The following is a 23,423-nucleotide window of genomic DNA, read 5'->3' as shown; positions in this document are numbered from 1 at the left end:
ATGAACGGCAACGATCAAAGAGTGCTGCTGGTCGACGGTATGGCGATTTTGTTCAGAGCCTACTTTGCGACCTCTTATACCGGTTATATCCGCAAGACGAAGGCCGGGCTGCCGACCAACGCGGTCCACGGCTTCGTTCAATACTTTTTCGATGCGATCAAGACGTTCCGGCCCACGCATGTCGTCTGCTGCTGGGACATGGGGAGCTCGACCTTCAGGACGGAGCAGTTCGGCGCCTACAAGGGCAATCGCCCGGAGCCGCCGCTCGAGCTGATTCCGCAGTTCGACCTGGTCAAGGAAGTCGTCGCGGAGATGGGCGTGCTTAACGTAGGCATGCGCGGCTTCGAAGCCGACGATTGCATCGGCACGCTCGCTGCCGCGCTCAGCGCGGATGCCGAGGTCTACGTGCTGACTGGGGACCATGACTTGCTGCAGCTCGTATCGGACCGCGTGAAGGTCGTCATCATGAAAAAAGGCAAGCTCAATTATGCCGTATACGACCTGGAGACACTGATGAGCGAAAGGCAGCTGACGCCAGGTCAGATCGTCGATCTGAAGGCGTTCATGGGGGATACGAGCGACAACTATCCGGGCGTGCCGGGCATCGGGGAGAAGACGGCGCACAAGCTGCTGCTCGAGTACCGGTCCGTCGAGGGCGTGCTGGACAATCTCGACAAGCTGGCCAAAGGCGTACGCGCCAAGATCGAAGCGAACCTGGAGCTGCTGCATCTGTCTCGCGAGCTGGCGACGATTCGCCTGGACGCGCCGATCGCCTGCACGCTGGAAGAATGCGTGTTGGAAATCAGGCGTGAAGCGGCAACGCGCAAGTTCGAGGAGCTGGAGTTCGGCGGCTTGTACAAGCTGCTGAGCGCAGCGGAATTGCTCGGACGCGCCGAGGCTGCTGCGGCGGCGGAAGATCCGTTCGCGGAGTCGGAAGTATTGCAGGCGGAGCTCACGTTTGCCGAAGCGGACGTCGAGCGATTATAGGGACGTACCAATCGCCGGGGATGGGCCGGCGATTTTTTTTTTTGCATACCGTCTTGCAGGCATCGGAGTCGTTTAATAAAAACAAAGAACGGTTGAAGGGATTTCCCTGCCCAACCGTTCTTTGTCTATGACGGACGATGTGGTGTCTTAACGGTCGTCGTCCGTATCCCCGAGCGGATCTTCACCCGGATATGCGCGGGGCAGATCCTCGTGAAGCTCGATATTTTCGTAGCCGACATGCGTATCCTGGTCGATGCGCCAGGGCTTGGAGCGGCCCAATTTTAAATTCGTAACAAGAGCGGCGCCGTAAGGCCCTTCCGGGAACTCTTCCAGAAAAAGATCGTTGCGGGCCGACTCCACCGTGCTGAGGTCCGTATCGGGGCGACGTTCTTCGGAAAGGAAGCGGGACATGAGAAGGCCCTCCTTTATCGTAAGGATGAGCCTATTATGCGTCCTGCGTGAACGAATCATGCATGGCCGATGCCGCAGGCGGTCAGTCCGTAAAATGAACCTCGCCCAGGACGAGCGCCAAAAATTGCGACAGCTCGGCTGCTGCAGCTTCTTCCAAACGGAAGACGGCCGCGATGACGCCTTCTTCCTCAAGATCGTCGTAAGCGAGCACGCCGCTTCGGCCGGATTGCATGTCGATTACGAGCTTTTTGCCATAAAATCGGTTTGTCGTCACGATCGCCAGATCGAAGCGGTTCAAGCCCGGAGATACGAAGGTCACAAAACGCGTTGAAGTTTGTTCCGTACTGTCCGAGAGAAAGTCGAAGTCCGTCATTTCCATGTTGGAGTGCTCCCTTCCATTTTGTTTATTCGTACGGTGGATTTTGATGTATGAATTGTGGGCTGACGATGCGATCCTCATAGCTTTTGTGGAAAATGGAGGTAGCTGAAGGGGACAGCGGCGGGATCAGCCAGGACCAGCGGCCGGTAACGTCTCTGCCGGCTTTTTCTTCATTGCGCTCGAAAATGCTGAACTGCTGCGCGGCCGTATGATGATCGACGATCGTGACACCGTCGCGCCGGAAGGAATGAAGCACCGCGGCGTTGAGCTCGACCAGCGCCCGGTCCTTCCATAGCGTCGTGTTTGAAGACGTATCCAGACCCAGATTGGCCGCAACCCGTGGTAGCAAATTGTATCTGGCTTCGTCGCCAAGATTGCGCGAGCCGATCTCCGTGCCCATATACCAGCCGTTAAAGGGTGCCGCAGGGTAATGGATGCCCCCGATCTCGAGCAGCATGTCGGATATGACGGGAACTGCGTACCATTTGGCAGGGAATCCAGAGAAAATGTTTTTGTCCGGGTGCGTCAAGGGAACTTCGAGCACGTGAGAACGAGGAAGCTCGAACAGCCGCGGAGGCTTATCTCCAAGCTGTACGACCAGCGGGAGCAGGTCGAAGGGCGTACCTTCGCCCCGCCAGCCGAGCTGCTCGCAAACCTGCGTAAACCGGACAGAGGCAGGGTCGCCTACGATGCCGGAAGGACCTTCGTAGCCCGCATAACGCAGCAGCTGGTGGTTCCAGATCCGAAACGTATCCCTGCCTGCGCCGCCGGCCGGCAGGATCGTGATCGCAGGACGGATCTCCCCGCCATTGGTGGCGAACGCGAGATGCCGCAGCAGGGCGTCGAATACCTCTTCTTCGCTGGTCGCGTCGCGTTCGTCGAACACCTGCATCCGGTTCCAGAACAACCGGCCGATGCAGCGGTTGGCATTGCGCCACGCCATCTTTGTGCCGTGCATCAGCTCTTCGGGCGTATGCCTGTAGGTTCCCGTCGCAGCAATCTCCTCAAGCGCTTCCCGACGTCTGACAGCTGCGGCGGTTCCTTCCATCCCGGTTTCCTCCGCATAACGCGTCAGAAAAAGCTCGGCCTCGGATTGCAGCGATCGTAAGCCAATATCGGTTAAAGACGAACTGTGCATCGACATCGGCACTCCTTCGCGGCCATTATGGCAACATGTTGAGTTTACCTTAACATATCGGCACTAGCCCGGCAAAAGTAGATCCTGTGAATATCGTTGCCTAAAGCCTCTTGTCAAAATAGCCTGTTTTTGGTACGCTTGAGCAGAACAGGTCGAACGGATGAGGAAGCACCTCTATCGCCAAGCGCGGGACGAGGTGCTTCCTTTTTTTGTCGCCTTTTTTCTCCCTTGGACGACTTGGTATCCCAATGCCGGCTGACGCCGGACCCATACAAGGAGGACAAAGGCTATGAAGATCGTGTTTTTGAACCGGCTCGAGCAAGACAGCGGCTTCCCGGCGGGGCGCGAAGGACAAGTATTTATCGGGGAGGAGCAAGGCAACTGGACCGCAGGCTGGCAAGAGACGGCCGAGAGCGGGGATGCCGAGCGGACGATCTGGTACGAGGGCACGAGCTGGGAGGAGCTGCTGTCGTCGTTCCGGCACGGCGTTGCCGGCCGGATGAAGGAAGGCTATCGTCCAATGCTGGACGGCATGCTCGAGGATACGCCGTTCTGGGAGCGCAAGCCTCAGCTGCAGACGCTGCTCCAGTGCTACGCGGACGGACAGCCGTCCTCGGACAATGTCGTCGAGTCGCTTCGCGTATGGCGAAGAACGAAGGCAGCCGAGGAGAAGCGGCCTGCTTATATGATCGCGACCAATCGAGAGCTGCACGGCTTGGCGGTCTATCTGCCGCACAGCCAGGCGGAGCTCCAGCAGGTGCCCGGCTTCGGCAAGCTGAAGGCGGAGAGGTACGGCGCGGAGCTTGTCGCGATGCTGGGCAAGACGGAGCGCAGCCATGCGTTTCCGCTGGATTGGGTATCCGGTGCGGTATCCGCCGATCAATATGCCGCCTGGATGTTCGCCCAGCGCGAAGATCGCTACGGTAAAAGCTTGTCGCTCATTCAGGAGAAGCGCAAGCTGCTGGCGGGTATCCGCGAGGGAAGCACACTTTCGGAGCTGGCTGAGCGGATGCAATGCGCACGCAGGGAACTGATCGCGCGGATCGAGCAGCTTGACGAGGAGGGCTACGACGTGCTGCCGCTGATCGATCAGGAGCTGGCCGCCGTGCCGGAGCAGGAGAAGGAAGTCGCCTTGGGCGCCATGGACGAGTTGGGGGACCGCTTTCTCAAGCCGCTGCAGCAGCGGGTGTACGGGGGCCAGGCGGGCACGGAATATGCCGAGACCGAGCGACAGTACGAGAAGCTGCGCATGCTTCGCATAACCTTCCGTAGGAGCAGGAAGATCGCGATTTAAGGTCGAATTCGGCCATAAACCCGCGTTCACGGCAATAAAGCGCCCTTTTGCAGCCGAACCGGACGTGATATGATGCCAAGGATATTGAATCGGCACGCATGCAGGTTCGGCGAGGGGCGCTTACTTACATGGAACTGGACAAAAAAATGAAGCTCGGCCGTCTCACTTGGCCTATTATGATCGAGATGTTCCTGGCGTTTGCCATCGGTACGTCGGATACGCTGATGGTAAGCCGGATCTCGGACGAAGCGGTCGCCGTCGTCGGCTTTTCCAACCAGTTTTTTAATGCCGTTATCGTCGTTTTTATGCTGGTCGCAAGCGGCGCGGGCATTCTAATCGCCAACCGGCTCGGCGCGGGCGAAGCGTACGAGGCGCGCAAGCTGGCGATCGTCTCCGTCGTCCTGACCGGCGCGATCGGGCTCGTCGTCAGCCTGCTGATGATATTCGGAGCCAGCCAATTTGCAGGATGGCTTGGGATGCCTCACGATATTCGCCCGCTCGCGAAGGATTATATGTCGATCGTCGGCGGGGGCATGATCTTCACGGCCATCGGCAATGCGCTGTCTACCGCCGTCCGCAACACCGGCAATACGCGGTCTCCGATGTACATCGCGATCATGATGAACGTCGTTCACATCTTTTTGAATGCTTTGTTTATTTTCGGACTGTTCGGCTTTCCGAAATGGGGGCTGTTCGGCGTGTCGCTGTCGACGCTGTTCGTGCGGGCCGCGTCGGTCGTGCTGCTGCTTTACGTGTTCCGCTCGGCTTTTGGCGGCCGGATCGGGATCCGCGAGTTTTTGCGTCCGGACTGGAGCAAGTCGAGGGAAATCTTGCGCATTGGCTGGCCGCTCAGCATCAATGGCGGCTCGTGGCAGATCTCGCAGCTCGCGATCACGGGGCTGATCGGCGTGATGGGGGCGCAGGAGCTGGCGGCACGGACCTATATGAACACGATGGAATCGTTCGCGTTCACGATCGGATGGTCTTACGCGATGGCGGTACAGATCCTGATCGCCTACCTGTTCGGGCAGGGAAGGCTGAGAGAGGCGTATCGCAGCGCCTATCGGGCGATGGGGTACGGCATGGCGTTCGTCATGTTTAATACGGCGCTCATGCTCCTGTTCCGCAAGCAGATCATCACTTTTTTTACGGACGATCCGTGGATCGTGGACATGGCGATCGTGCTTCTGTGGCTGAATCTAATCCTTCAGCCGGGCAAGATGCTGAATATGGCGCTTGGTCAGTCGATTGTGGCGGTCGGCGACAGCCGTTATATGATGAAAATATCGATACCCAGCCAGTGGCTGGTGTCCGTCGGCCTTACTTACGTTCTGGGCATCCAGCTGGGTTGGGGATTGTACGGCGTCTATGCAGGCATGATTCTCGACGAGTATATACGGGGTGTTGTGCTGTACATTCGCTGGCGGCATCACCGCAAGCGAGGTCTGTTCGCCGACGACGGCGGCAGCGGCGCAGGGGCGCTCGGCGTGACGGCCGGCGGCGTGCAGGCCTCATCCCATATTTAACGACAAAGGCGCTCCGGAGTCGCTGCGGCTGCAGCGTATCAGGAGCGCCTTGTCTGAGGTAAAGGGCCGGCGTCGTTCATAGCCAATCCTTCTTGCGGAATATATAGAACATGCCGAAGCCGAGGCCGATCATAATGCACAGCAGCACGACGGATCCGTACTGGTCGTGCATCCCGGGAATGTAATCGAAGTTCATCCCGTACACCCCGGTGAGGAATGTAAGAGGCATGAAGATCGTCGTCAGCGCCGTGAACACGCGCATGATCTCGTTGGCGCGGTTGGCGACGCTGGACTGGTAGGCTTCGCGCAAGTTGCCCATCAGATCCCGGTATGTTTCGAATGTTTCGTAAATTTTGACGGCATTTTCGTGAATGTCGATAAAGTACTTTTGCAGCTGGTGATCGATAAGCCGCAGATCCCGCTTGTTCAGCGTGGCGATGACGTCGCGCTGCGGGCCCAGCACTTTCTTGAGCCACAAAATCTCGCTTCGCAGCCCGATGATCTCGGTAAGATGCGACTTTTTGGTGTGCATCAGAATATCTTCCTCGAGCTGCTCGATGCGGGCTTCGATCCGGTCGCCGACGGAGAAATAATTGTCGACGACGATATCTACGAGATGGTACATCAATCTGTCCGCGGAGTTGACCTCCTGCTCCCAGAGAATCGGCTTGATGCTGCGCAGCTCGTTGATCTTCTGCCGGGTGACGGTGATCAGATAATGCTTCCCCAGGAAGACGTTCAATGCGCGGAGGAAAATCTCCTCGTCGTCGAACCGGATGCTGTTGATGACCAGAAAATAATGGCTCTCGTAAACCTCAAGCTTGGGGCGCTGCTCTTCCTCGGTCATGCAGTCTTCGACGGCCAGATCGTGGATGCCGAACAGCGGCTGCAGGACGACCAGATCGTCGATATCCGCATCGATCCAGTAGAAGCCTTCATCCGGCGGAATAAGCGTTTCGGTAATATCTTCAACAGGCGTGAATACGCCTTGACGAACCAGGCGGATTTTCATGGATATCGCTCCTTGTCATAATCGGCTTAAGCGCCGTCCGGCGCGCCTGTTCAAGGTCGCATGGGTACGGCGCTGTCGTATTATGCAGGGCGAACATCCGCGTGCGAAGGGGTTTACTCGGCGGAGCCGGGCAAGCGCGGGGCTTCGGCGGCGGACTCTCGTCCTGCGGCAATGCGTCTTGAAGTGCGACTTGGCCCAGGATGATCTCCTTCCATGACCGGCTCCCCCCTTCCGTTTTTCGGATCGATGCTTAGCTGCGAATCCGCCCTGTCCGGGCGCAATCCGTGTTAAGTATAATCCTCCGCTTCATCCCTTTCAAGGACAATTTATCGCGGCTGTTTGGACGCTTGACGGAAGCGGGCCGATCGGTTACATTAATTGTAGTTTAACCTCTACAACCGAATAGTTTTGCCCATCTTATCAAGAGCAGGCGGAGGGACTAGCCCGATGAAGCCCGGCAACCGGCGTAGCGTACGCACGGTGCTAATTCTTGCGAAGACGTTCGTTTCGAACGTTTCTGGGAGATGAGAGAGGCGATCGCGCGACCGTTTGTTCACGACGACCCCTTTCTGACGAAAGCGGGTCTTTTGTTTTGCCAACACACCTGATTAGGAGTGATATTATGCCCATCAAGGTACCCGACAATTTGCCCGCCAAGGAGATATTGGCCGGAGAAAACATATTCGTCATGGACGAAAGCGTCGCCTACCACCAGGATATTCGGCCGCTTCGCATTGCGATACTGAATCTGATGCCGACGAAGGAAACGACCGAGACGCAGCTGTTGCGGTTGATCGGCAATACGCCGCTGCAGGTGGAGGTCGTGCTTCTCCATCCAAAGACCCACACATCCAAGAACACCTCTTCCGAGCACCTGGAGAGCTTCTATAAGACGTTCGACGAGATCTCCCACCAGCGTTACGACGGTCTGATCATAACGGGCGCGCCCGTAGAGACTCTGCCTTTCGAAGAGGTCAACTATTGGGAAGAGCTGAAGGATATCATGGACTGGAGCGCGAAGTACGTCACTTCGACCTTCCATATATGTTGGGCGGCCCAAGCCGGCCTTTATCACCACTTCGGCGTGCCTAAGCTGCCGCTTGAAGAAAAGCTGTTCGGCGTGTTCCCGCATACGATCGCGAGACGCAACGTGCCGCTGCTGCGCGGATTCGACGAAATGTTTTACGTGCCTCAGTCCCGGCATACCGAGGTAAGGCGCGAGGATATCGACAAAGTGCAGCAGCTCGAAGTATGGGCCGAATCCGAGGAAGCCGGGGTGTACATCGTGGCGTCTCGCGGGGGCAAGCAGATTTTCGTTACCGGACATTCCGAGTACGACCCGAACACGCTGAAGTGGGAATACGATCGCGACAAGGCCAAGGGACTTCGGATCGACGTGCCGAAAAATTATTACCCGAAGGACGATCCGTCCAAAATGCCGCTGTCGACGTGGCGCGCGCACGCGAACCTGTTGTATTCCAACTGGCTGAACTACTATGTGTATCAGGAGACGCCGTACGACCTAGGCGCGGGCATCTGAGCGGAGGAGCCGCAGGAGACGCGCTTATACGCACGCATGTGCAGAGACGGCGAGATCGATCGAGTTAGCGGGCGCAGGCCCAACCTACTGTAGATGGAGGAATGCTATTTATGAAAATCGAAAGCCGACTTGCCCAAATCGGTTCGCAGGAGGATCCGGCGACCGGCGCCGTGAGCTTCCCTGTATATCAAGCGACCGCCTTCCGCCATCCCAAGCTCGGACAGAGCACGGGCTTCGACTACGCCCGCACGAAGAGCCCGACGAGAGCCGTGCTCGAAGAAGCGGCCGCGCAGCTCGAGAGCGGAGACCGCGGGTTCGCCTGCAGCTCCGGCATGGCCGCGCTCCAGACGATCTTCGCTCTCTTCAAGCAAGGCGATCACTTGATCGTCTCGCTCGATCTTTACGGCGGGACGTACCGGCTGCTGGAGAAAATCATGTCCCGCTTCGGCGTGAGCGCGTCTTACGTGGACACCAACGACCTGGACGCGCTTGAATCGCTGCGCACGCCGGCTACCCGCGCCGTGTTGATCGAGACGCCGACCAACCCGCTTATGATGATTACGGATATCGCAGCAGTCGCGTCCTGGGCCAAGGTGCACGGGCTGCTGACGATTGTCGATAACACGCTGCTAACGCCGTATCTCCAGCGTCCGATCGAGCTTGGCGCCGATATCGTCATTCATAGCGCGACCAAGTACTTGGGCGGCCACAACGACGTATTGGCTGGACTAATTGTAACGAAGGGACAAGCTTTGTCCGACGAAATGGCGTTCCTGCACAATTCCATCGGCGCGGTGCTTGGACCGCAGGATTCCTGGCTGCTGATGAGGGGCATGAAGACGCTGGCGCTTCGGATGGAACGGCACGAATTCAATTCTGTCAGACTGGCGGAGTGGCTGGCCGAGCACCCGGCCGTCGATTCGGTATACCACCCAGCGCTTCCGGCGCATCCGGGCCATGACGTTCAAAAACGACAAGCTTCCGGCAGCACGGGTATCTTCTCCTTCCGCATGAAGGACGCGCGCACGGTCGAGCCGATTTTGCGACACTTGCGATTGATCGCGTTCGCGGAGAGCCTCGGCGGCGTCGAGTCGCTGCTGACTTACCCGGCGGTGCAGACGCACGCTGACATCCCCGAGGAGATCCGCCGGAAGGTCGGCGTGGACGACCGACTCCTGCGTTTCTCCGTCGGGATCGAGCATATCGACGATCTGATCGCCGATCTGGGCCAGGCCATCGAGGCAGCGACAGCTGAGATCGGGGGGGAAGGCGCGTGACGCATCCGAACGACCGGCACGCGGGAGACCGCGAGTTCGCCACCAAGCTGATCCACTTCGGATCTGAGATTGACGAAGCGACGGGCGCGTCAAGCGTACCGATTTACCAGGCGTCGACGTTTCACCACTTCGACCTGGAGCAGCCGCCCAAGCACGATTACAGCCGCTCCGGCAATCCGACGCGTGAAGCGCTGGAATCCTATATTGCGCTGCTGGAAGGCGGAACGCGCGGGTTCGCGTTTTCCTCCGGCATGTCGGCGATCTCGACGGCCTTCCTGCTGCTGTCGGCGGGCGACCACGTCATCGTCACGGAGGACGTATACGGCGGCACTTACCGTCTGCTGACGACCGTGCTGAGCCGGCTCGCGATCGAATCCACCTTCGTCGACATGACGGACTTCGAGCAGGTCGTTGCGGCGCGCAGGCCGAATACGAAGGCGCTGTTCATGGAGACGCCGTCCAATCCGACGCTCAAGATTACGGACATCAAGCGGGTCGCCGGCTGGGCTAAGGAACAAGGTCTGCTCACGATGCTGGACAATACGTTCATGACGCCTTACCATCAACGTCCGATCGAGCTTGGCGTCGATCTTGTGATCCATAGCGCGACCAAGTTTCTGGGCGGTCACAGCGACGTGCTCGCGGGGTTGATCGTGACGTCCGACCTGGAGCTCGGCAAGCGGGTCAAGGCGTTGCAGAACGGCCTCGGGACCGTGCTCGGCACGCAGGAAAGCTGGCTGCTCATGCGCGGCATGAAGACGCTGCAGGTACGCATGGAAGCGAGCGAGCGCAGCGCGCGCAAGCTGGCGCAGTGGCTGAGCGAGCATCCGGGCGTGGCGCGCGTCTATTATCCGGGACTGGACGGACATCCGGGCAAGGAAATTCACGAGCGGCAGTCGCAAGGCTACGGCGCCGTCGTCTCGTTCGATGCGGGGAGCGGGGAGAAGGCGCGGAAGCTGCTCGGCAAGGTTCGTATTCCGATCGTGGCTGTCAGCCTCGGCGCGGTCGAGAGCATCCTGTCTTATCCGGCCATGATGTCCCATGCTGCGATGCCGGCGGAAGTAAGGGCGGCGAGGGGCATAACCGACGGACTCGTGCGCTATTCGGTCGGGCTCGAGGATATCGACGATCTGATTCGCGATCTCGCGCAGGCGCTGGAAGAGTAAGCAGAACAAGGCCTTAGCCATTGTTTTGACGGTTATAAACGGGCTTGGGACCGGCTGGAGGCCGGCTAGCAAACCGGCTTCCATAATTCGCCTTTCCGAGCATTCCGATTCGTGATAAAATAACATTATTCGACAAGAGTCATACGACAAAACGAATCGACAAGACAAGGCAGGCGAGGACGTGACCGCGACGATGCTGCTTGAGAGATTAAAGACGATTGCCAAGGCATTTCTTCCGGATCGCCGGTTGAATGCCTTCCCGCCGGATTTTACGATCCGTCGGCCGATCCTATCTCTTCTACGGCGGCGTCTCGGTCGCGGAGAAGCCTGCTTTTTAGCATTGTACCGCTGGGAGAGCAAGTTCGATCCCGAGCATCGGCAGCATGGCCGCGAAGACGAAAAGCGACTGTCCGCCGCCAGCCGGAGGCAGCTCCCCCTGCTCGCGCGCGAGCAGTTCGGCAAGCGGGAGCTGATCGGCATGGATCAATACGGCCCGCAAGATTATGTCGTACTCGTCAGCGCGCCGCAGGATCCGGAGGAGGCGTTCGTGCCGGTCACGCTGTTCCGCAGACTGGAGCTGCTGCGTCACGCATTCGAAGGCGGCACCGCAGCCGCCATGCCGGAAGCCGCCGAGCAATGGCAGCTGACGGGCACGTACGTGCCGGTGTCGAGCGCTGTCTGGGCTTCGACTCCGGACGCGTCGGCGCTGTTCAAGGAAACGTTTGATTTCGTGCTGGCGCTGGCTACGGGAGCTGTTACGCCTCAGGTGATCGAAGCCAGGAGGCAGCTGGACGAGATTCTGGCCGAGGGCCGGATCTCGGTGCTGGCGCAGCCGATCATGGATCTTAGGAGCGGCGACGTGTACGGCTGGGAGATCCTGACGCGCGGTCCGGCCGCGAGCGTGTTCCATATGCCCGACGAGCTGTTTCGCTTTGCGGGTCAGAGCAAGCTGCTCAGCAAGCTGGAATTTATCGTCGTGCGCCATGCCCTGGACGAGATCGCGAGCCGACGCATCAGCGAGCCCGTATTTTTGAATGTCACGCCGGTGACATTGGCGCATCCGTTGTTTATGGCGCATCTGGAGCAGTGCCTCGATCGGCATCCGTCGCTGTCGGCCGGACAGATCGTGCTTGAGATCACCGAGCGCCACGAGATTCACGATCTGGGGGAGATGTCCAAGATTTTGGACCGGTTCCGCGAGAAGGGATTTCGCTTCGCGATCGACGATGCAGGGTCGGGCTACTCGAGCTTGCAGTGGATCGGCGAGCTGATGCCGGAGCTGATCAAGATCGATCGCTCGGTCATCCAGTTCGTGGACCGGTACAAGGTCAAGGAGAGCCTCCTACGCGCGATCGTGACCGCTGCAGAAGAGATGAGCAGCGATGTCGTGGCCGAAGGCGTCGAACGCGAGGAAGAAGCGGACGTGCTGTTCCGGCTCAATGTGAGCATGGGGCAAGGCTATTACTTCGCACGTCCGAATCCGCTTTTGCACGAGCATGAGCGCGGGATTTTCGAAGAGATGAAGGAACGGATACAAAGTCGGCGTGGATTGGTTGCTTCCTGATTATGGGGGGCGCCTTTTTGTTCGGCAGCAATCGTGATTTATTTCACAAAGAAATGCATGACAAGGGCGGCGAACAGCGTTAGAATAAGGGCATAGTGAAGGAGGCTTGAACGATGAGTGCGGTGGATGGAATACTATCACGCGCGCTGCAGGGTCAGCGTTTGGAATTGGAAGATGTCGTCAAGCTGTTCGAATCGGAAGAGATCGAGAAAATGGGAGCGGCAGCGAACGAGCTGATGCTGCGCCGCCACCCGGATCCGATCACGACGTTCGTGGTCGGCCGCAACGTGAATTATACGAATATTTGCGACGTATATTGCCGTTTTTGCGCCTTTTACCGTGCGCCGGGCTCCAACGAGGGCTACGTGCTGCCGGACGAACTGATTTTGCAAAAGATTCAAGAAACGGTCGACGTCGGCGGTACCGAGATTTTGATGCAGGGCGGCACGAATCCGAACCTCAAGTTCGGCTATTATCTGGATTTGCTGCGCAAGATCAAGGCGCGTTTCCCCGATATTACAATGCACTCGTTCTCCCCTGCGGAGATTCACAAGATGAAGGATGTCTCGGACGGCTTGTCGCTCGAGGAGGTCATCCGGCAGATTCATGAAGCGGGACTCGACTCGCTGCCGGGCGGCGGCGCCGAGATTCTGGACGATCGCACGCGCAAGAAGATCAGCCGCCTCAAGGGCTCGTGGCGCGACTGGATGGACGTCATGACGACCGCGCACAAGATCGGCATGAACACGACCGCGACGATGGTCATCGGCTTCGGCGAGACGATGGAAGAGCGTGCGCTTCATTTGTTGCGGGTTCGCGAAGCGCAGGACGAGTGCCTGAACAACGGCTATCCGTCCAAGGGCTTCCTGGCGTTCATCCCGTGGACGTTCCAGCCGGACAATACGAACATGAAACGCGAGAAGGCGACGCCTGAGGAGTATCTCAAGACGCTGGCGATCAGCCGGATCGCGCTCGACAATATCGACAACTTCCAGTCCTCCTGGGTCACGATGGGACCGGAGATCGGCAAGCTGTCGCTCACCTATGGCTGCAACGACTTCGGCAGCACGATGATGGAGGAAAACGTCGTCTCGGCCGCCGGCACCACGCATAAGGTCAACATTGAGCTTATCTTGAAGCTGATCCGCGAGGCAGGCAAGATCCCTGCACAGCGCAACACGCGGTACGAGATTCTGAAGGTGTACAACGAGGACGAGAGCGTCGCGCGGGACTTTATCATGCAGAATTGATTAGGTGTACATTTTGTAACGCTTATCTAGCTTCTCCCCTCGGGGAGAGCGTCCGGATAAGCGTTTTTTGTGTGTGTATTGCTTGACGCATCAGGCAAAGCGAGGGGTGAACACGATGAGAGGCGTCATTATTGAAGGGTTATCTACCGCCGGAAAAGCATTCGTTTTAGCGGTGGCTATAATGAGGTTGCACAGTTATAAACAAGGTGCGTAACAATCGGTCACTGTGGTAAGCGAACGCCTGCCAAGGCATATTGAGATCGGGGGGGAAGGATGAACACGTGCTGAGGGGAAATGGGATTCGTATGCCGAGCAAATACTTGACGTGACTTTTGTAAAACATTAATAGTCAATTTTTATTGAAAAAACCTATTGTGCTGCAATTCATGCAACTGTATATCTTTGCAACAACTTTTACAGTAATAACGTAGTTTGAATTGATGTTTGTTTCCATAATAATAAGTTCCGCTCATGCTGTACCAACCCTTTTCGAGGGGAGTTTTTTCATTGTTTTTGATCAGCTTTTTCATGCAGAATGGGCAAATCTTTTTGAAAAACAGCAGCTTGAAAAGCTCTTTCGGTTTTAACTCGAGTTCATAATATTTCATGTTATGCGTCCTCCCAATCTACCTCGTCAATATAATAAATTGTAATGAAACGAGCAGAAGATGTCTCGTTTAGTGGATATCTCGTCGGATGCCGGTTTGAAGGTCGAATCGCCCATCGCCTTCTGTAGAGCAGGCGATCGCTCGGATTGCAGGGCCGGCTGGCACCATCGCCTTCAGTAGAGCAGGCGATCGCTCGGATTGCAGGGCCGGCTGGCTCCATCGCCTTCTGTAGAGCAGGCGATTGCTCGGATTGCAGGGCCGGCTGGCACCATCGCCTTCTGTAGAGCAGGCGATTGCTCGGATTGCAGGGCCGGCTGGCACCATCGCCTTCTGTAGAGCAGGCGATTGCCCGAATTGCAGGCCGGCTGGCACCATCGCCTTCTGTAGAGCAGGCGATCGCCCGAATTGCAGGCCGGCTGGCACCATCGCCTTCTGTAGAGCAGGCGATTGCCCGAATTGCAGGCCGGCTGGCACCATCGCCTTCTGTAGAGCAGGCAATCGCTCGGATTGCAGGGCCGGCTGGCACCATCGCCTTCAGTAGAGCAGGCGATCGCTCGTATTGCAGGGCCGGCTGGCTCCATCGCCTTCAGTAGAGCAGGCGATCGCCCGAATTGCAGGCCGGCTGGCTCCATCGCCTTCTGTAGAGCAGGCGATTGCTCGGATTGCTGGCCGGCTGGCTCCATCGCCTTCTGTAGAGCAGGCGATCGCTCGGATTGCAGGCCGGCTGGCTCCATCGTATAGCAGGAGATGGCTCCTGTTGCGATTCGCGGCCGCATTGCCTCTTACTGCCTCTTCGCGGCTGCTCCTTCCGTCCCTTTCCAACCAGCCCCAAAATCGTCTCCGCCGAATCCGCATTTTACCAGCCGGAAATTAATAAAATATACCACATGCGGCGAGCGATCGTATATGGCGATTCCGGTCAACATATAGCTTAAGAACAGGAAGTCGGGGGTGCGCGGATGAACAGGGAGCAGTGGGCCGTTAGTTTATACGGGGGCTTGGAGATGAGAAGCAGGCTGCAGCGCATGATGAACGATGCCTTTGAGGGACTGGCCGACAGCGCAGGACAAGGACCTTGGCGCCTCGCCGATCGAAGCGATGCCATCGTGTGCAAGCTTGATATTTCCGCGGGGCAAAGGGAATTTTGCGACAAGGTCGGCATGGTGCTGGCGGAATTTGTGCTGGCTGTCAAGGAGCCGCAGGCGCTCGAGCGATTTATGCAGCGCAGGTTAGGCACGCGCGACCAGAAGGAAATCAAAACGGGCATCCGGGAAGCGATCGTCCTGTTAAATGGGGAGTTGCCGGAGGGCGAGGCGGTCGATCCGGAAGTGGTCGCCGGCGAAGGCCGGAAGCTGCGGCTGGTCAAGATGGCCGTCAAGCTCGGCGATTATATGTGGCGCAACGGCTCGCTTCATCTGGATGGCTTCATGCGGTTTCGCATGCGCGAGCATTCGGAGGAGCTGCAGGAAGCCGCCGAAACGGCGATTGAAGAAATGCTCATGGACCGGCAATATCAGGAGTTCATGCGCTTGCTGCAGTCGATGGTGAAGGGACAGGAGACAGGGATGCCGGCCATTCACGTGCTGCACGGCGGCGGACAAGGTCCGACGCTGCTCGACGAGAAAATGCGTCCGCTGCAGGACGAGCAAGTTACGGAGCCGATCCTGCAAGCGGCATCCGATCAGCAGGATCGCGAGAGCTTGCTGGTCACCCGGCTGCTCGCCGCGAGTCCGAGGAGACTTTACATCCATACGGACGAACCGGATGCGCAGGTCGTGCGGACGCTGATGGGCATCTTTGGCGAGAGGGCCGCCATCTGCGACCATCCTGTGCCGCGCTGAGGCAGGCGGACGAGGCCGTCGTTTGCATTGTACCCGTTATATTGAGGCCGTCGACATGCCGTCGTCTGCTTGACGCAAATGGCTCGATACGGGTATAATGCATCGTATCGGCTGCGAGAAAGACAGCGGCGCTGCAACGGACGGCCCAGAGAGAGGAACCTTAGGCTGCAAGTTCCTTCCGGCAACGGCAAGCGTCGACCCCTTTCGAGCCGCAGCTCCTAACGCGAGTGCCATTTTCTGCATGGTTCTTATGCAAGCGACCAGCGGATAAGCACGCATCGCTATTAAGGGCTGCCGGGTCATGACCGTTACTCATGCCTAGAGAATCGTTCGTACTCCGCCTTGTGCGGCAGACGCGGCGGTTGAACGAGGGTGGAACCACGGACGCCATGAACAGGCGCTCGTCCCTTACCGGGGACGGGCGCTTTTTTGCGTTGATTTGTCCCCATACACTTACCCCATGCAGCCAAGGAGGCCAACGCAATGACTGTACAAATCAAGCTGCCCGACGGAGCGGTCCGCGAATACGAGGACGGCTCCAATATCGCCGACGTCGCCGGCTCGATCAGCCCGGGACTGAAGAAAAATGCCGTAGCCGGCAAACTCGACGGCAAAGTCGTCGACCTGAACGCCGAGCTGACACCGGATGCCAAGGTTGAGATCGTCACGCTCGACTCCGCCGACGGCGTCGAAGTCATGCGCCATAGTACCGCTCACCTCATGGCACAGGCAATTAAGCGCATCTACGGCGATACGGCCGTGAAGCTCGGCATCGGTCCGGTCATCGAGGACGGCTTCTACTACGATATCGACATGGAACAGTCGGTCACGCCCGATGACCTGGCGAAGATCGAGGCCGAGATGGAGAAGATCGTCAAGGAGGACCTGCCGATCGTTCGCCGCGTCGTGAGCCGCGAAGAAGCGCTCCGCATTTACACGGAACTTGGCGATCCGCTCAAGCTCGATCTGATTAACGGCTTGCCGGAAGAAGCGGAGATTACGATCTACGATCAAGGCGAATTTTTCGACCTTTGCCGCGGACCGCATTTGCCGTCGACCGGCCGCATCAAGTCGTTTAAGCTGCTGAGCGTGGCGGGCGCGTACTGGCGCGGCGACAGCAAGAACAAGATGCTGCAGCGTATTTACGGCACCGCCTTCGCCAAGAAGGCGCAGCTTGACGAGCACCTTCATTTTCTCGAGGAAGCGAAGAAGCGCGACCACCGCAAGCTCGGCAAGGAGCTCGGCATGTTCACCTTCTCCCGCGAAGTCGGTCAAGGGCTGCCGCTGTGGCTGCCGAACGGTGCCAAGGTCCGTCAGATGCTCGAACGCTACATCGTCGATCTCGAGGAGAAGCTCGGTTATCAGCACGTGTATACGCCGGTCCTCGCCAACGTCGACTTGTACAAGATCTCCGGGCACTGGGAGCACTACCAGGAGGACATGTTCCCGCCGATGCAGATGGACAACGAGGAGCTTGTCCTGCGTCCGATGAACTGCCCGCATCACATGATGGTGTACAAGAGCGAGATGCGCAGCTACCGCGACTTGCCGATCCGGATCGCCGAGCTCGGCACGATGCACCGCTACGAGATGTCCGGTGCGTTGACCGGTCTTCACCGCGTGCGTGCGATGACGCTTAACGACTCGCATATCTTCTGCCGTCTCGACCAGATCAAGGAAGAGTTCAAGCGCGTCGTTCAGCTGATCCAGCGCGTGTACGAGGACTTCGGCCTCAAGGAATACCGCTTCCGGCTGTCCTACCGCGATCCGGCGGACAAGGAAAAGTACTGGCCGGACGACAACATGTGGGAAACGACGCAGCGCATGCTCCGCGAAGTCGTCGACGAGCTCGGACTGCCTTACTTCGAGGCGGAAGGCGAGGCGGCGTTCTACGGACCGAAGCTGGACGTACAGGTGAAGACGGCGCTTGGCAAGGAAGAGACGCTGTCGACCGCTCAGATCGACGTGCTCCTGCCCGATCGCTTCGAGCTTGAGTATGTCGGAGACGACGGCAAGAAGCATCGCCCGGTCGTTATCCACCGCGGCATCATCAGCACGATGGAGCGCATGACCGCATTTCTGCTGGAGAACTTTGCAGGCGCGCTGCCGGTGTGGCTGTGCCCGGTACAGGCCAAGATCCTGCCGGTCAGCCAAGCATTCGAAGCCTATGCGCGCGAGCTCGAGGACAAGATCCGCGAATCCGGCGTACGCGTCGTGGCGGACCTGCGCAACGAGAAGCTCGGCTACAAAATCCGCGAGGCGCAGCTTGAGAAAGTGCCTTACATGCTCGTCGTAGGCGAAAACGAATCCGCGGCCGGAACCGTATCCGTACGCCGCCGCGGCGAGGGCGATATCGGCGCTGAGCCGATCGACGCATTTATCGCGCGGATCAAGGGCGATATCGACAGCAAACGCACCGACTGACCGTTAACCTGTAACGACGAATAAAGCTTGCGGGCTTGGGGCATTCTCCCTCTAGGAGGAATGCTACCGATGCCCGCAAGCTTTTTTTTCAGATCGGCCATAGTGCTTCTTATCGTCTCGGCCGCGTGGACTTCGTCGGACGTCCCGCGCGCGTGCGCAGAGGCGAAGGCGGAAGAAGAACGGGAGGAAGCGAATCCCGCTACCGTATCCGTACTCGCTACCGGCTACACGGCAGGTGTCGAGTCGACGGGCAAACGCCCGGGGCACCCGCAATACGGCGTGACTTATTCAGGCGTCAAAGTGAGACGCAGCAAGGTATCGACGATCGCGGCCGATACGCGCGTATTTCCGCTGGGAACGCTCCTTTACATTCCGGGCTACGGCTACGGCTGCGTCGCGGACACCGGGTCTCGAATCAAGGGGAGGCGAATCGACCTCTATTTCCCGTCGACTCGGCAGGTTTTCAAGGAGTGGGGCAAAAAGCAGGTCGAGGTCAAAGTCATCCGCCGAGGCAGCGGGAGAGTGACGGAGACGATGCTGGACGAGATGAACGAGGTCGCCGTGGCAGGCGAGGACTTGTCCGACAAAAAATTCGATTCTTAGTATATTTATGATATTACGATCGGAATCCATATGTTAAAATAAAGGAGATGAGGATCAAAAGGCCTAAGGAGTGACATTGAGGCATGACGAACTCCCGCGGAGAAATCGGAAGTCGCGAACAATCCGCTATCGAGGACGAACTTCTGAACGAGCTGTATCGGGAGATGCTGCGGGTGGCCCGTCACAGGCTTCATCACAAGAGCGACGCGATCGACGTGGTCCAGGAAGCATGGGTTAGAATCTTGGAAAAGCGGGACACGCTCCGGGAGAGCAACAAGATTATTCCGTGGGCGAAGACGATCGCCGCCAATCTGGCACTGAACGCCAACCGCGCCAGGCGCGTCAAGCCCGTCAGCGAGCTGAGCGAAGCTTATGCGGCCGGCGAGACCGGAGCCGGCAGGCTGAGCGAGCCGGAGACGATGGCCGAGCTGACCGATATCCTCGGACGGCTGGAGCCGGCAACGCGAACACTGTTGCTTTACAAGTTTTATTATGGGTTCAAGGACGATGAGATCGCGGCTGCCCTGCAGGTGCCGGTCGGGACCGTCAAAGCCCGCATCCACCGGGGGAAGGCGAGGCTGAAGGCCGAGGCCGGTGGCGCAGGAGTCATGGATTTATAGCGATTCGAATATAACCGGGAGGAACCGTGAGGTTCCTCTTTTATTTTGCCCTGTAGACAGATATAATGTTAGCAATTATTACATTATGTCGATCGATGTAGAAAGCGTCGACGGAAGGCGGGGGCGATTCGCAAATGGCCGGATGGCGGAGTTGGTTCAATGGGCGGAAGAGCGGTCCGGAAGCGGGACGGACGGCGTCCGGCGCGGCTTCCGCCGTGTCGGCGGGGCAAGGCGGCGCGGCGTACGACGCGGACCAGGATAAGCTGCGGACGATGGTCGGCGAAGCGGTCGTCATCTCCGATCGGCTGCAGGCCGCGGTTGGCGAGGTGGATTCGAGCGTTGGTCAGTTGGAGGCGATCGCGGACCGGTCCGCCGTGCAGGAAGACCGGCTGCGGCAGCAAAGCAAGTTGGCGGCGGGGCGGCTGGACGAGGCTTTTTCCGCGCTGCAAGAGGTTGCGGCCGCTTCGGAGGAGATCCGCGCCACCTCGGAAGGCATGAGCCGGCAGAGCCGGGAGGCCAGAGACGTCGTGCTTGACGTGTGCAAGTCGATGCTGCAGACCGACGAAGCCATGAACGATCTCGCGGTCAATCACGGCACGATGGAGGAGCGCGTAAGCGGGCTTATCGCCGAAGCGTCCAAGATCACGCAGATGAACGAACTCATCCAGGAGATCGTCTCGCAGACGTCCCTGCTGGCGCTGAACGCGGCGATCGAAGCCGCGCATGCAGGCGATTACGGCAGCGGATTCACCGTCGTCGCACAGGAGATTCGCAAGCTCGCCGAGCAGAGCGGCGTCGCGGTCAAACAATCGACGGCCATCGTTCGCAACATCGAGGCGGGCATCCGGCAGGTCGTGGCGTCGGTGGCCGAAGAGAAGCAGTCGGTCGCGCGCGGACTGGCCGAGATGGCAGTCAATCGCGACCGGATGGACGCGATCTACAACCATATCGTGAAGGTGGACGGGCAGGTCGGCAAAACGCTGACGGCTGCCGTCGAGCAAGCGGGACGGACTTCCGCCGCCAATGCGATGCTGAAGGACGTCGTCGATTCCGTCAACCAGATGATGTCCAGCATCGACGACACGCTTGCGCAGAATCTCAAGCAGCGCGAAGAGACCGCCAAGCTCGGCAGAGTATCGACTGAGCTGAAGGCGGCGGCGGACGAGCTGATCGGCGCGGTCCATCAGGCCGGCGGCAAAGTGTGGACGGATACCGGACTCGCGGAAAAGGAACGTTGGATGCAATTCCTGACGACGATGGCGGCCGATCCGGCGCTCGGCGGGCTGAACGAAAACATTCACCGCAAGGTGCTGTCCGGGTGGCTGGCGCAGACGGCCGGCGTGGAAGCGATCTGGTCCAACCGGGCGGACGGCTCCTTCATCTTTTCCGAGCCGGTCGCGGGTCTGCTCAACGCCCGCAGCAGGGATTGGTGGAAAAAGGCGATGGGGGGCGAGATTTTCGTATCGGAGGTTTATTTGTCCGCGATTACGAAAAAGCCCTGCGTAACCGTATCGACGCCGCTGCAGGGAGTAGATGGACGGCCGATCGGCGTCGTCGGCATCGACATTGTCATCTCTTCCTAAAAAATAGCTGACATAAGGGTTCTCATCGTGGCCATATTCCGCTACAATTGGCTTACGTGTAATGAATCTTCACAAGAATAGACAGGTGATATTTCATGACGAAGCCAATTGTTCAAGCGACTTCGCCATCCGCCGCGCCGGTTCGGCAAGCGGAGGTGCACTCGCTGATCGACGCGCTCATCGAGAAGCGGTACGAGGAAGTCGCTGAGATCGAGCAAATGGTGCAGCGCTATGAGCGCCGCGTTCAGAAGGAAGAACAGGCCTATCGGACCATGTCCACGTTCCGCAAGTTTCTTAGCGGCAAGAAGCCGGATCACCACGCCGCAGTCGAATATATCCACTACGTCAAAAAGCCGCTTGAAAAGGCGAGAAAACTCCGCGAGGAGATCGCGCGCTACGAGACGATGAAGTTAAACGGCGAATCGATAGAAGAATAAGCGTTGGCGCGACAAGCGCGGCATATAGGAACGAAGCTTTTCCGAGGACCCGCGGGTCGCGTCCGGAAAAGCTTCTTTGTCGTACCGGTCATGTCGTACCGGTCATGTCGTACCGGTCAGGCGTGATGAATTCGAGGCATCGGCATCGGTTCTTTGCCGAGCTCGGCCCAGATGTATCTCATCAGAAGCGCCGACTTTAACCGCTCCGACGAAGGCTCGTCCCACAAATTGCGCAGCTCGCCGGGATCTTCCAGCAGGTCGAACAGCTCTCCATAGGTTTGATTGTAATACACCGTGATCTTGTACCGTTCGTCCACGTACGTCTTCTGGTGGATCGTCGTCGGCTCGTGACGGAACTCGCAGATGGCGTGTTCCCTGGCGCGCGTCTTCGTGCCCAGCCACACGTCTTTCTGATCGACGCCCGTCATGGCGGACGGAATCGGGATGCCTGCGAACGAAAGGAAGGTCGGGGCCAAGTCGACCAGCGACTGAATCGCGTCCGACGTATGTCCGGCGGGTACTTGACCCGGATAGCGGACCAGAAAAGGCAGCTTGATCAGGTCCTCGTAATGAAACCCGCCTTTTGCCTGCAGTCCGTGCTGGCCGAAAAAGTGGCCGTGATCCGTCGTAAAAACGATGAGGGTGTCTTCGGCCAATCCGAGCGCGTCCAGCCGATCGAGAATGCTGCCGATGTACTTGTCCATGAGGCTGATCATGCCGTAGTAGACGGCAACCAGCTTTTTTTTGTCGTCTTCCGTCAATTTAAACTTTGAGCCGTATTCGTAATAATGATGCGAACGATAGCCATGAATGCCGTATCCGGTCTCGGCGAGGTAGGAGAAATCCGGATCATCCTCTTGGGTGAGCCCGAAGTGAGGCGGATTGCGGTCATGCTCGCCGGGAACGACTGCGGGAATCGTCAATCGGTCCGGTTCGTACATCGTATCCCAAGGTTCCGGCGCCAAATATTCAGGATGCGGATCAAAAAAACTTGCCCAAAGGAAGAAGGGCTCGTCGGCCTCTTTGTAGGTATCGAGCATTGCGTTAGCGCGCTCCGCGATCCACGTATTGTAATGATATTTTTCCGGAATCGGCCATTTGTACGTAACCGAAGGGTCCATCGTTCCCGTCGGCGCGAGAAAGTAATCTTTCCAATTGTCGCAGCCCTGCTCCTCCAGCCACAAGGCATAATGCTGCCCGACGTGGGCTTCGTTCGTATGATTGCGAGCCAGCTCGACGTGGTCGAATCCGTAGAAAGGGCCTTCAAACTGCCGCCAGTAATCCAAATCCTGCAGCAGCGGGTAGGCTTCAACCGACCCGTAAGCCTCCGTCGATTTCAAGGGCTGAAAATGCGCTTTGCCGATCAAAGCGGTCCGATAGCCGGCCTCGGCGAAGGCTTCCCCGACGGTAGGCCGGTCCTCGAGCAGCTTCGTGCCGAGCGTCCAGGCGCCGTGCTGAGACGGATACATACCGGTAATGATCGAGGCTCGGCTGGGCGTGCAGGTCGGGTTCGGGCAGTAGGCTCTGTCGAACAGCGTCCCCTCCCGTACGAGACGATCCAGGTTCGGCGTCGAGATCTCGGGATTGCGGGCCCCGATCGTATTCCAGTGCTGCTGATCGCTGGTAATTAACAAAATGTTAGGTTTCCTCGACAAGGATTATCCCCTCCTAGTATGATGATATTGGATTGTTGACGTATTATAAATGGCTATATGTTAGATGTGGTTTATCATTTTGTTGGCTTCTGGAGAGAAAAGGAATAC

At 58.2% G+C, this 23,423-nt stretch carries 20 protein-coding genes and 1 riboswitch; of the genes, 14 read left to right on the top strand and 6 right to left on the bottom strand.

All coding sequences use genetic code 11. The features are described from left to right. The gene (locus ACFSR7_RS12230) at window positions 1–987 is read left to right on the top strand and encodes a 5'-3' exonuclease (protein WP_378161832.1); all 987 of its coding nucleotides are present in this window, start codon (window positions 1–3) and stop codon (window positions 985–987) included. A 147-nt stretch (window positions 988–1,134) separates the two neighbouring features. On the opposite strand, the gene ACFSR7_RS12225 is transcribed toward ACFSR7_RS12230, so the two are convergent. From ACFSR7_RS12225 to ACFSR7_RS12215, 3 genes are all read right to left on the bottom strand, one after another. Continuing rightward, window positions 1,135–1,398 carry a hypothetical protein gene (locus ACFSR7_RS12225; protein ID WP_378161830.1) on the bottom strand — a complete coding sequence of 88 codons (264 nt, stop codon included), beginning with the start codon at window positions 1,396–1,398 and terminating at the stop codon, window positions 1,135–1,137. A gap of 82 nt (window positions 1,399–1,480) precedes the next feature. Then, a complete protein-coding gene (locus tag ACFSR7_RS12220; protein WP_378161828.1) occupies window positions 1,481–1,777 on the bottom strand; it encodes a DUF3055 domain-containing protein in 297 nt (98 codons plus the stop codon). Window positions 1,778–1,802: 25 nt separating this feature from the next. Next, window positions 1,803–2,915, bottom strand: coding sequence for a nitric oxide synthase oxygenase (locus tag ACFSR7_RS12215; protein WP_378161826.1), 1,113 nt, complete (start codon window positions 2,913–2,915; stop codon window positions 1,803–1,805). 289 nt (window positions 2,916–3,204) lie between these two features. Here ACFSR7_RS12215 and ACFSR7_RS12210 point away from each other — a divergent pair, with 289 nt between their 5' ends. Together ACFSR7_RS12210 and ACFSR7_RS12205 are read left to right on the top strand one after the other, a co-directional pair. After that, the gene (locus ACFSR7_RS12210; protein ID WP_378161824.1) at window positions 3,205–4,209 is read left to right on the top strand and encodes an HRDC domain-containing protein; all 1,005 of its coding nucleotides are present in this window, start codon (window positions 3,205–3,207) and stop codon (window positions 4,207–4,209) included. 128 nt (window positions 4,210–4,337) lie between these two features. Beyond that, window positions 4,338–5,735: an MATE family efflux transporter gene (locus ACFSR7_RS12205; protein WP_378161822.1), complete on the top strand. Its 1,398-nt coding sequence runs from the start codon at window positions 4,338–4,340 to the stop codon at window positions 5,733–5,735. Between the two features lie 76 nt (window positions 5,736–5,811). Here the strand turns inward: ACFSR7_RS12205 and corA are convergent, their stop codons facing one another. Further along, on the bottom strand, window positions 5,812–6,747 hold the full coding sequence (gene corA / locus ACFSR7_RS12200) for a magnesium/cobalt transporter CorA (RefSeq protein WP_378161820.1): 936 nt from the start codon (window positions 6,745–6,747) through the stop codon (window positions 5,812–5,814). A gap of 414 nt (window positions 6,748–7,161) precedes the next feature. After that, window positions 7,162–7,278: riboswitch (SAM riboswitch) on the top strand. A gap of 91 nt (window positions 7,279–7,369) precedes the next feature. Between corA and metA the strand changes: the two genes are divergently transcribed. From metA to mqnC, 5 genes are all read left to right on the top strand, one after another. Next, entirely contained in the window at window positions 7,370–8,287 is a 918-nt protein-coding gene (metA, locus tag ACFSR7_RS12195; RefSeq protein WP_378116192.1) for a homoserine O-acetyltransferase MetA, read from the top strand. A 110-nt stretch (window positions 8,288–8,397) separates the two neighbouring features. Continuing rightward, the gene (locus tag ACFSR7_RS12190; protein ID WP_378161818.1) at window positions 8,398–9,564 is read left to right on the top strand and encodes a PLP-dependent transferase; all 1,167 of its coding nucleotides are present in this window, start codon (window positions 8,398–8,400) and stop codon (window positions 9,562–9,564) included. Continuing rightward, the gene (locus ACFSR7_RS12185) at window positions 9,561–10,730 is read left to right on the top strand and encodes a PLP-dependent transferase (protein ID WP_378161816.1); all 1,170 of its coding nucleotides are present in this window, start codon (window positions 9,561–9,563) and stop codon (window positions 10,728–10,730) included. The genes ACFSR7_RS12190 and ACFSR7_RS12185 overlap by 4 nt, the downstream gene beginning before the upstream one ends. Before the next feature lie 181 nt (window positions 10,731–10,911). Next, on the top strand, window positions 10,912–12,294 hold the full coding sequence (locus ACFSR7_RS12180; RefSeq protein WP_378161814.1) for an EAL domain-containing protein: 1,383 nt from the start codon (window positions 10,912–10,914) through the stop codon (window positions 12,292–12,294). A 113-nt stretch (window positions 12,295–12,407) separates the two neighbouring features. Next, the gene (mqnC, locus tag ACFSR7_RS12175; protein WP_378161812.1) at window positions 12,408–13,544 is read left to right on the top strand and encodes a cyclic dehypoxanthinyl futalosine synthase; all 1,137 of its coding nucleotides are present in this window, start codon (window positions 12,408–12,410) and stop codon (window positions 13,542–13,544) included. Between the two features lie 356 nt (window positions 13,545–13,900). On the opposite strand, the gene ACFSR7_RS12170 is transcribed toward mqnC, so the two are convergent. Beyond that, entirely contained in the window at window positions 13,901–14,152 is a 252-nt protein-coding gene (locus ACFSR7_RS12170; RefSeq protein WP_378161810.1) for a hypothetical protein, read from the bottom strand. Window positions 14,153–15,156: 1,004 nt separating this feature from the next. On the opposite strand from ACFSR7_RS12170, the gene ACFSR7_RS12165 reads away from it, so the two are divergent. The 6 genes from ACFSR7_RS12165 to ACFSR7_RS12140 all read left to right on the top strand — a co-directional run bounded on the left by ACFSR7_RS12165 (window position 15,157) and on the right by ACFSR7_RS12140 (window position 21,660). After that, on the top strand, window positions 15,157–15,993 hold the full coding sequence (locus tag ACFSR7_RS12165) for a putative sporulation protein YtxC (RefSeq protein ID WP_378161808.1): 837 nt from the start codon (window positions 15,157–15,159) through the stop codon (window positions 15,991–15,993). Between the two features lie 483 nt (window positions 15,994–16,476). Continuing rightward, window positions 16,477–18,417: a threonine--tRNA ligase gene (thrS, locus tag ACFSR7_RS12160; protein WP_378161807.1), complete on the top strand. Its 1,941-nt coding sequence runs from the start codon at window positions 16,477–16,479 to the stop codon at window positions 18,415–18,417. A gap of 69 nt (window positions 18,418–18,486) precedes the next feature. Continuing rightward, window positions 18,487–19,020: a 3D domain-containing protein gene (locus ACFSR7_RS12155; RefSeq protein ID WP_378161806.1), complete on the top strand. Its 534-nt coding sequence runs from the start codon at window positions 18,487–18,489 to the stop codon at window positions 19,018–19,020. An 83-nt stretch (window positions 19,021–19,103) separates the two neighbouring features. Then, window positions 19,104–19,640: an RNA polymerase sigma factor gene (locus ACFSR7_RS12150; protein ID WP_378161804.1), complete on the top strand. Its 537-nt coding sequence runs from the start codon at window positions 19,104–19,106 to the stop codon at window positions 19,638–19,640. A gap of 134 nt (window positions 19,641–19,774) precedes the next feature. Continuing rightward, complete coding sequence (locus ACFSR7_RS12145; RefSeq protein WP_378161802.1) at window positions 19,775–21,223, top strand: methyl-accepting chemotaxis protein; 1,449 nt, start codon at window positions 19,775–19,777, stop codon at window positions 21,221–21,223. A gap of 95 nt (window positions 21,224–21,318) precedes the next feature. Continuing rightward, a complete protein-coding gene (locus tag ACFSR7_RS12140; protein WP_378161800.1) occupies window positions 21,319–21,660 on the top strand; it encodes a hypothetical protein in 342 nt (113 codons plus the stop codon). Window positions 21,661–21,776: 116 nt separating this feature from the next. Here ACFSR7_RS12140 and ACFSR7_RS12135 read toward each other — a convergent pair whose 3' ends face one another. Beyond that, entirely contained in the window at window positions 21,777–23,315 is a 1,539-nt protein-coding gene (locus ACFSR7_RS12135; RefSeq protein ID WP_378161798.1) for a sulfatase family protein, read from the bottom strand. Window positions 23,316–23,423 lie beyond the last annotated feature (108 nt).

Source organism: Cohnella sp. GCM10020058, assembly GCF_042683485.1.
Lineage (GTDB): Bacteria > Bacillota > Bacilli > Paenibacillales > Paenibacillaceae > Cohnella.
Note: the sequence above shows the minus strand (reverse complement) of the source record. Positions and strands in the feature narration are given on the sequence as shown.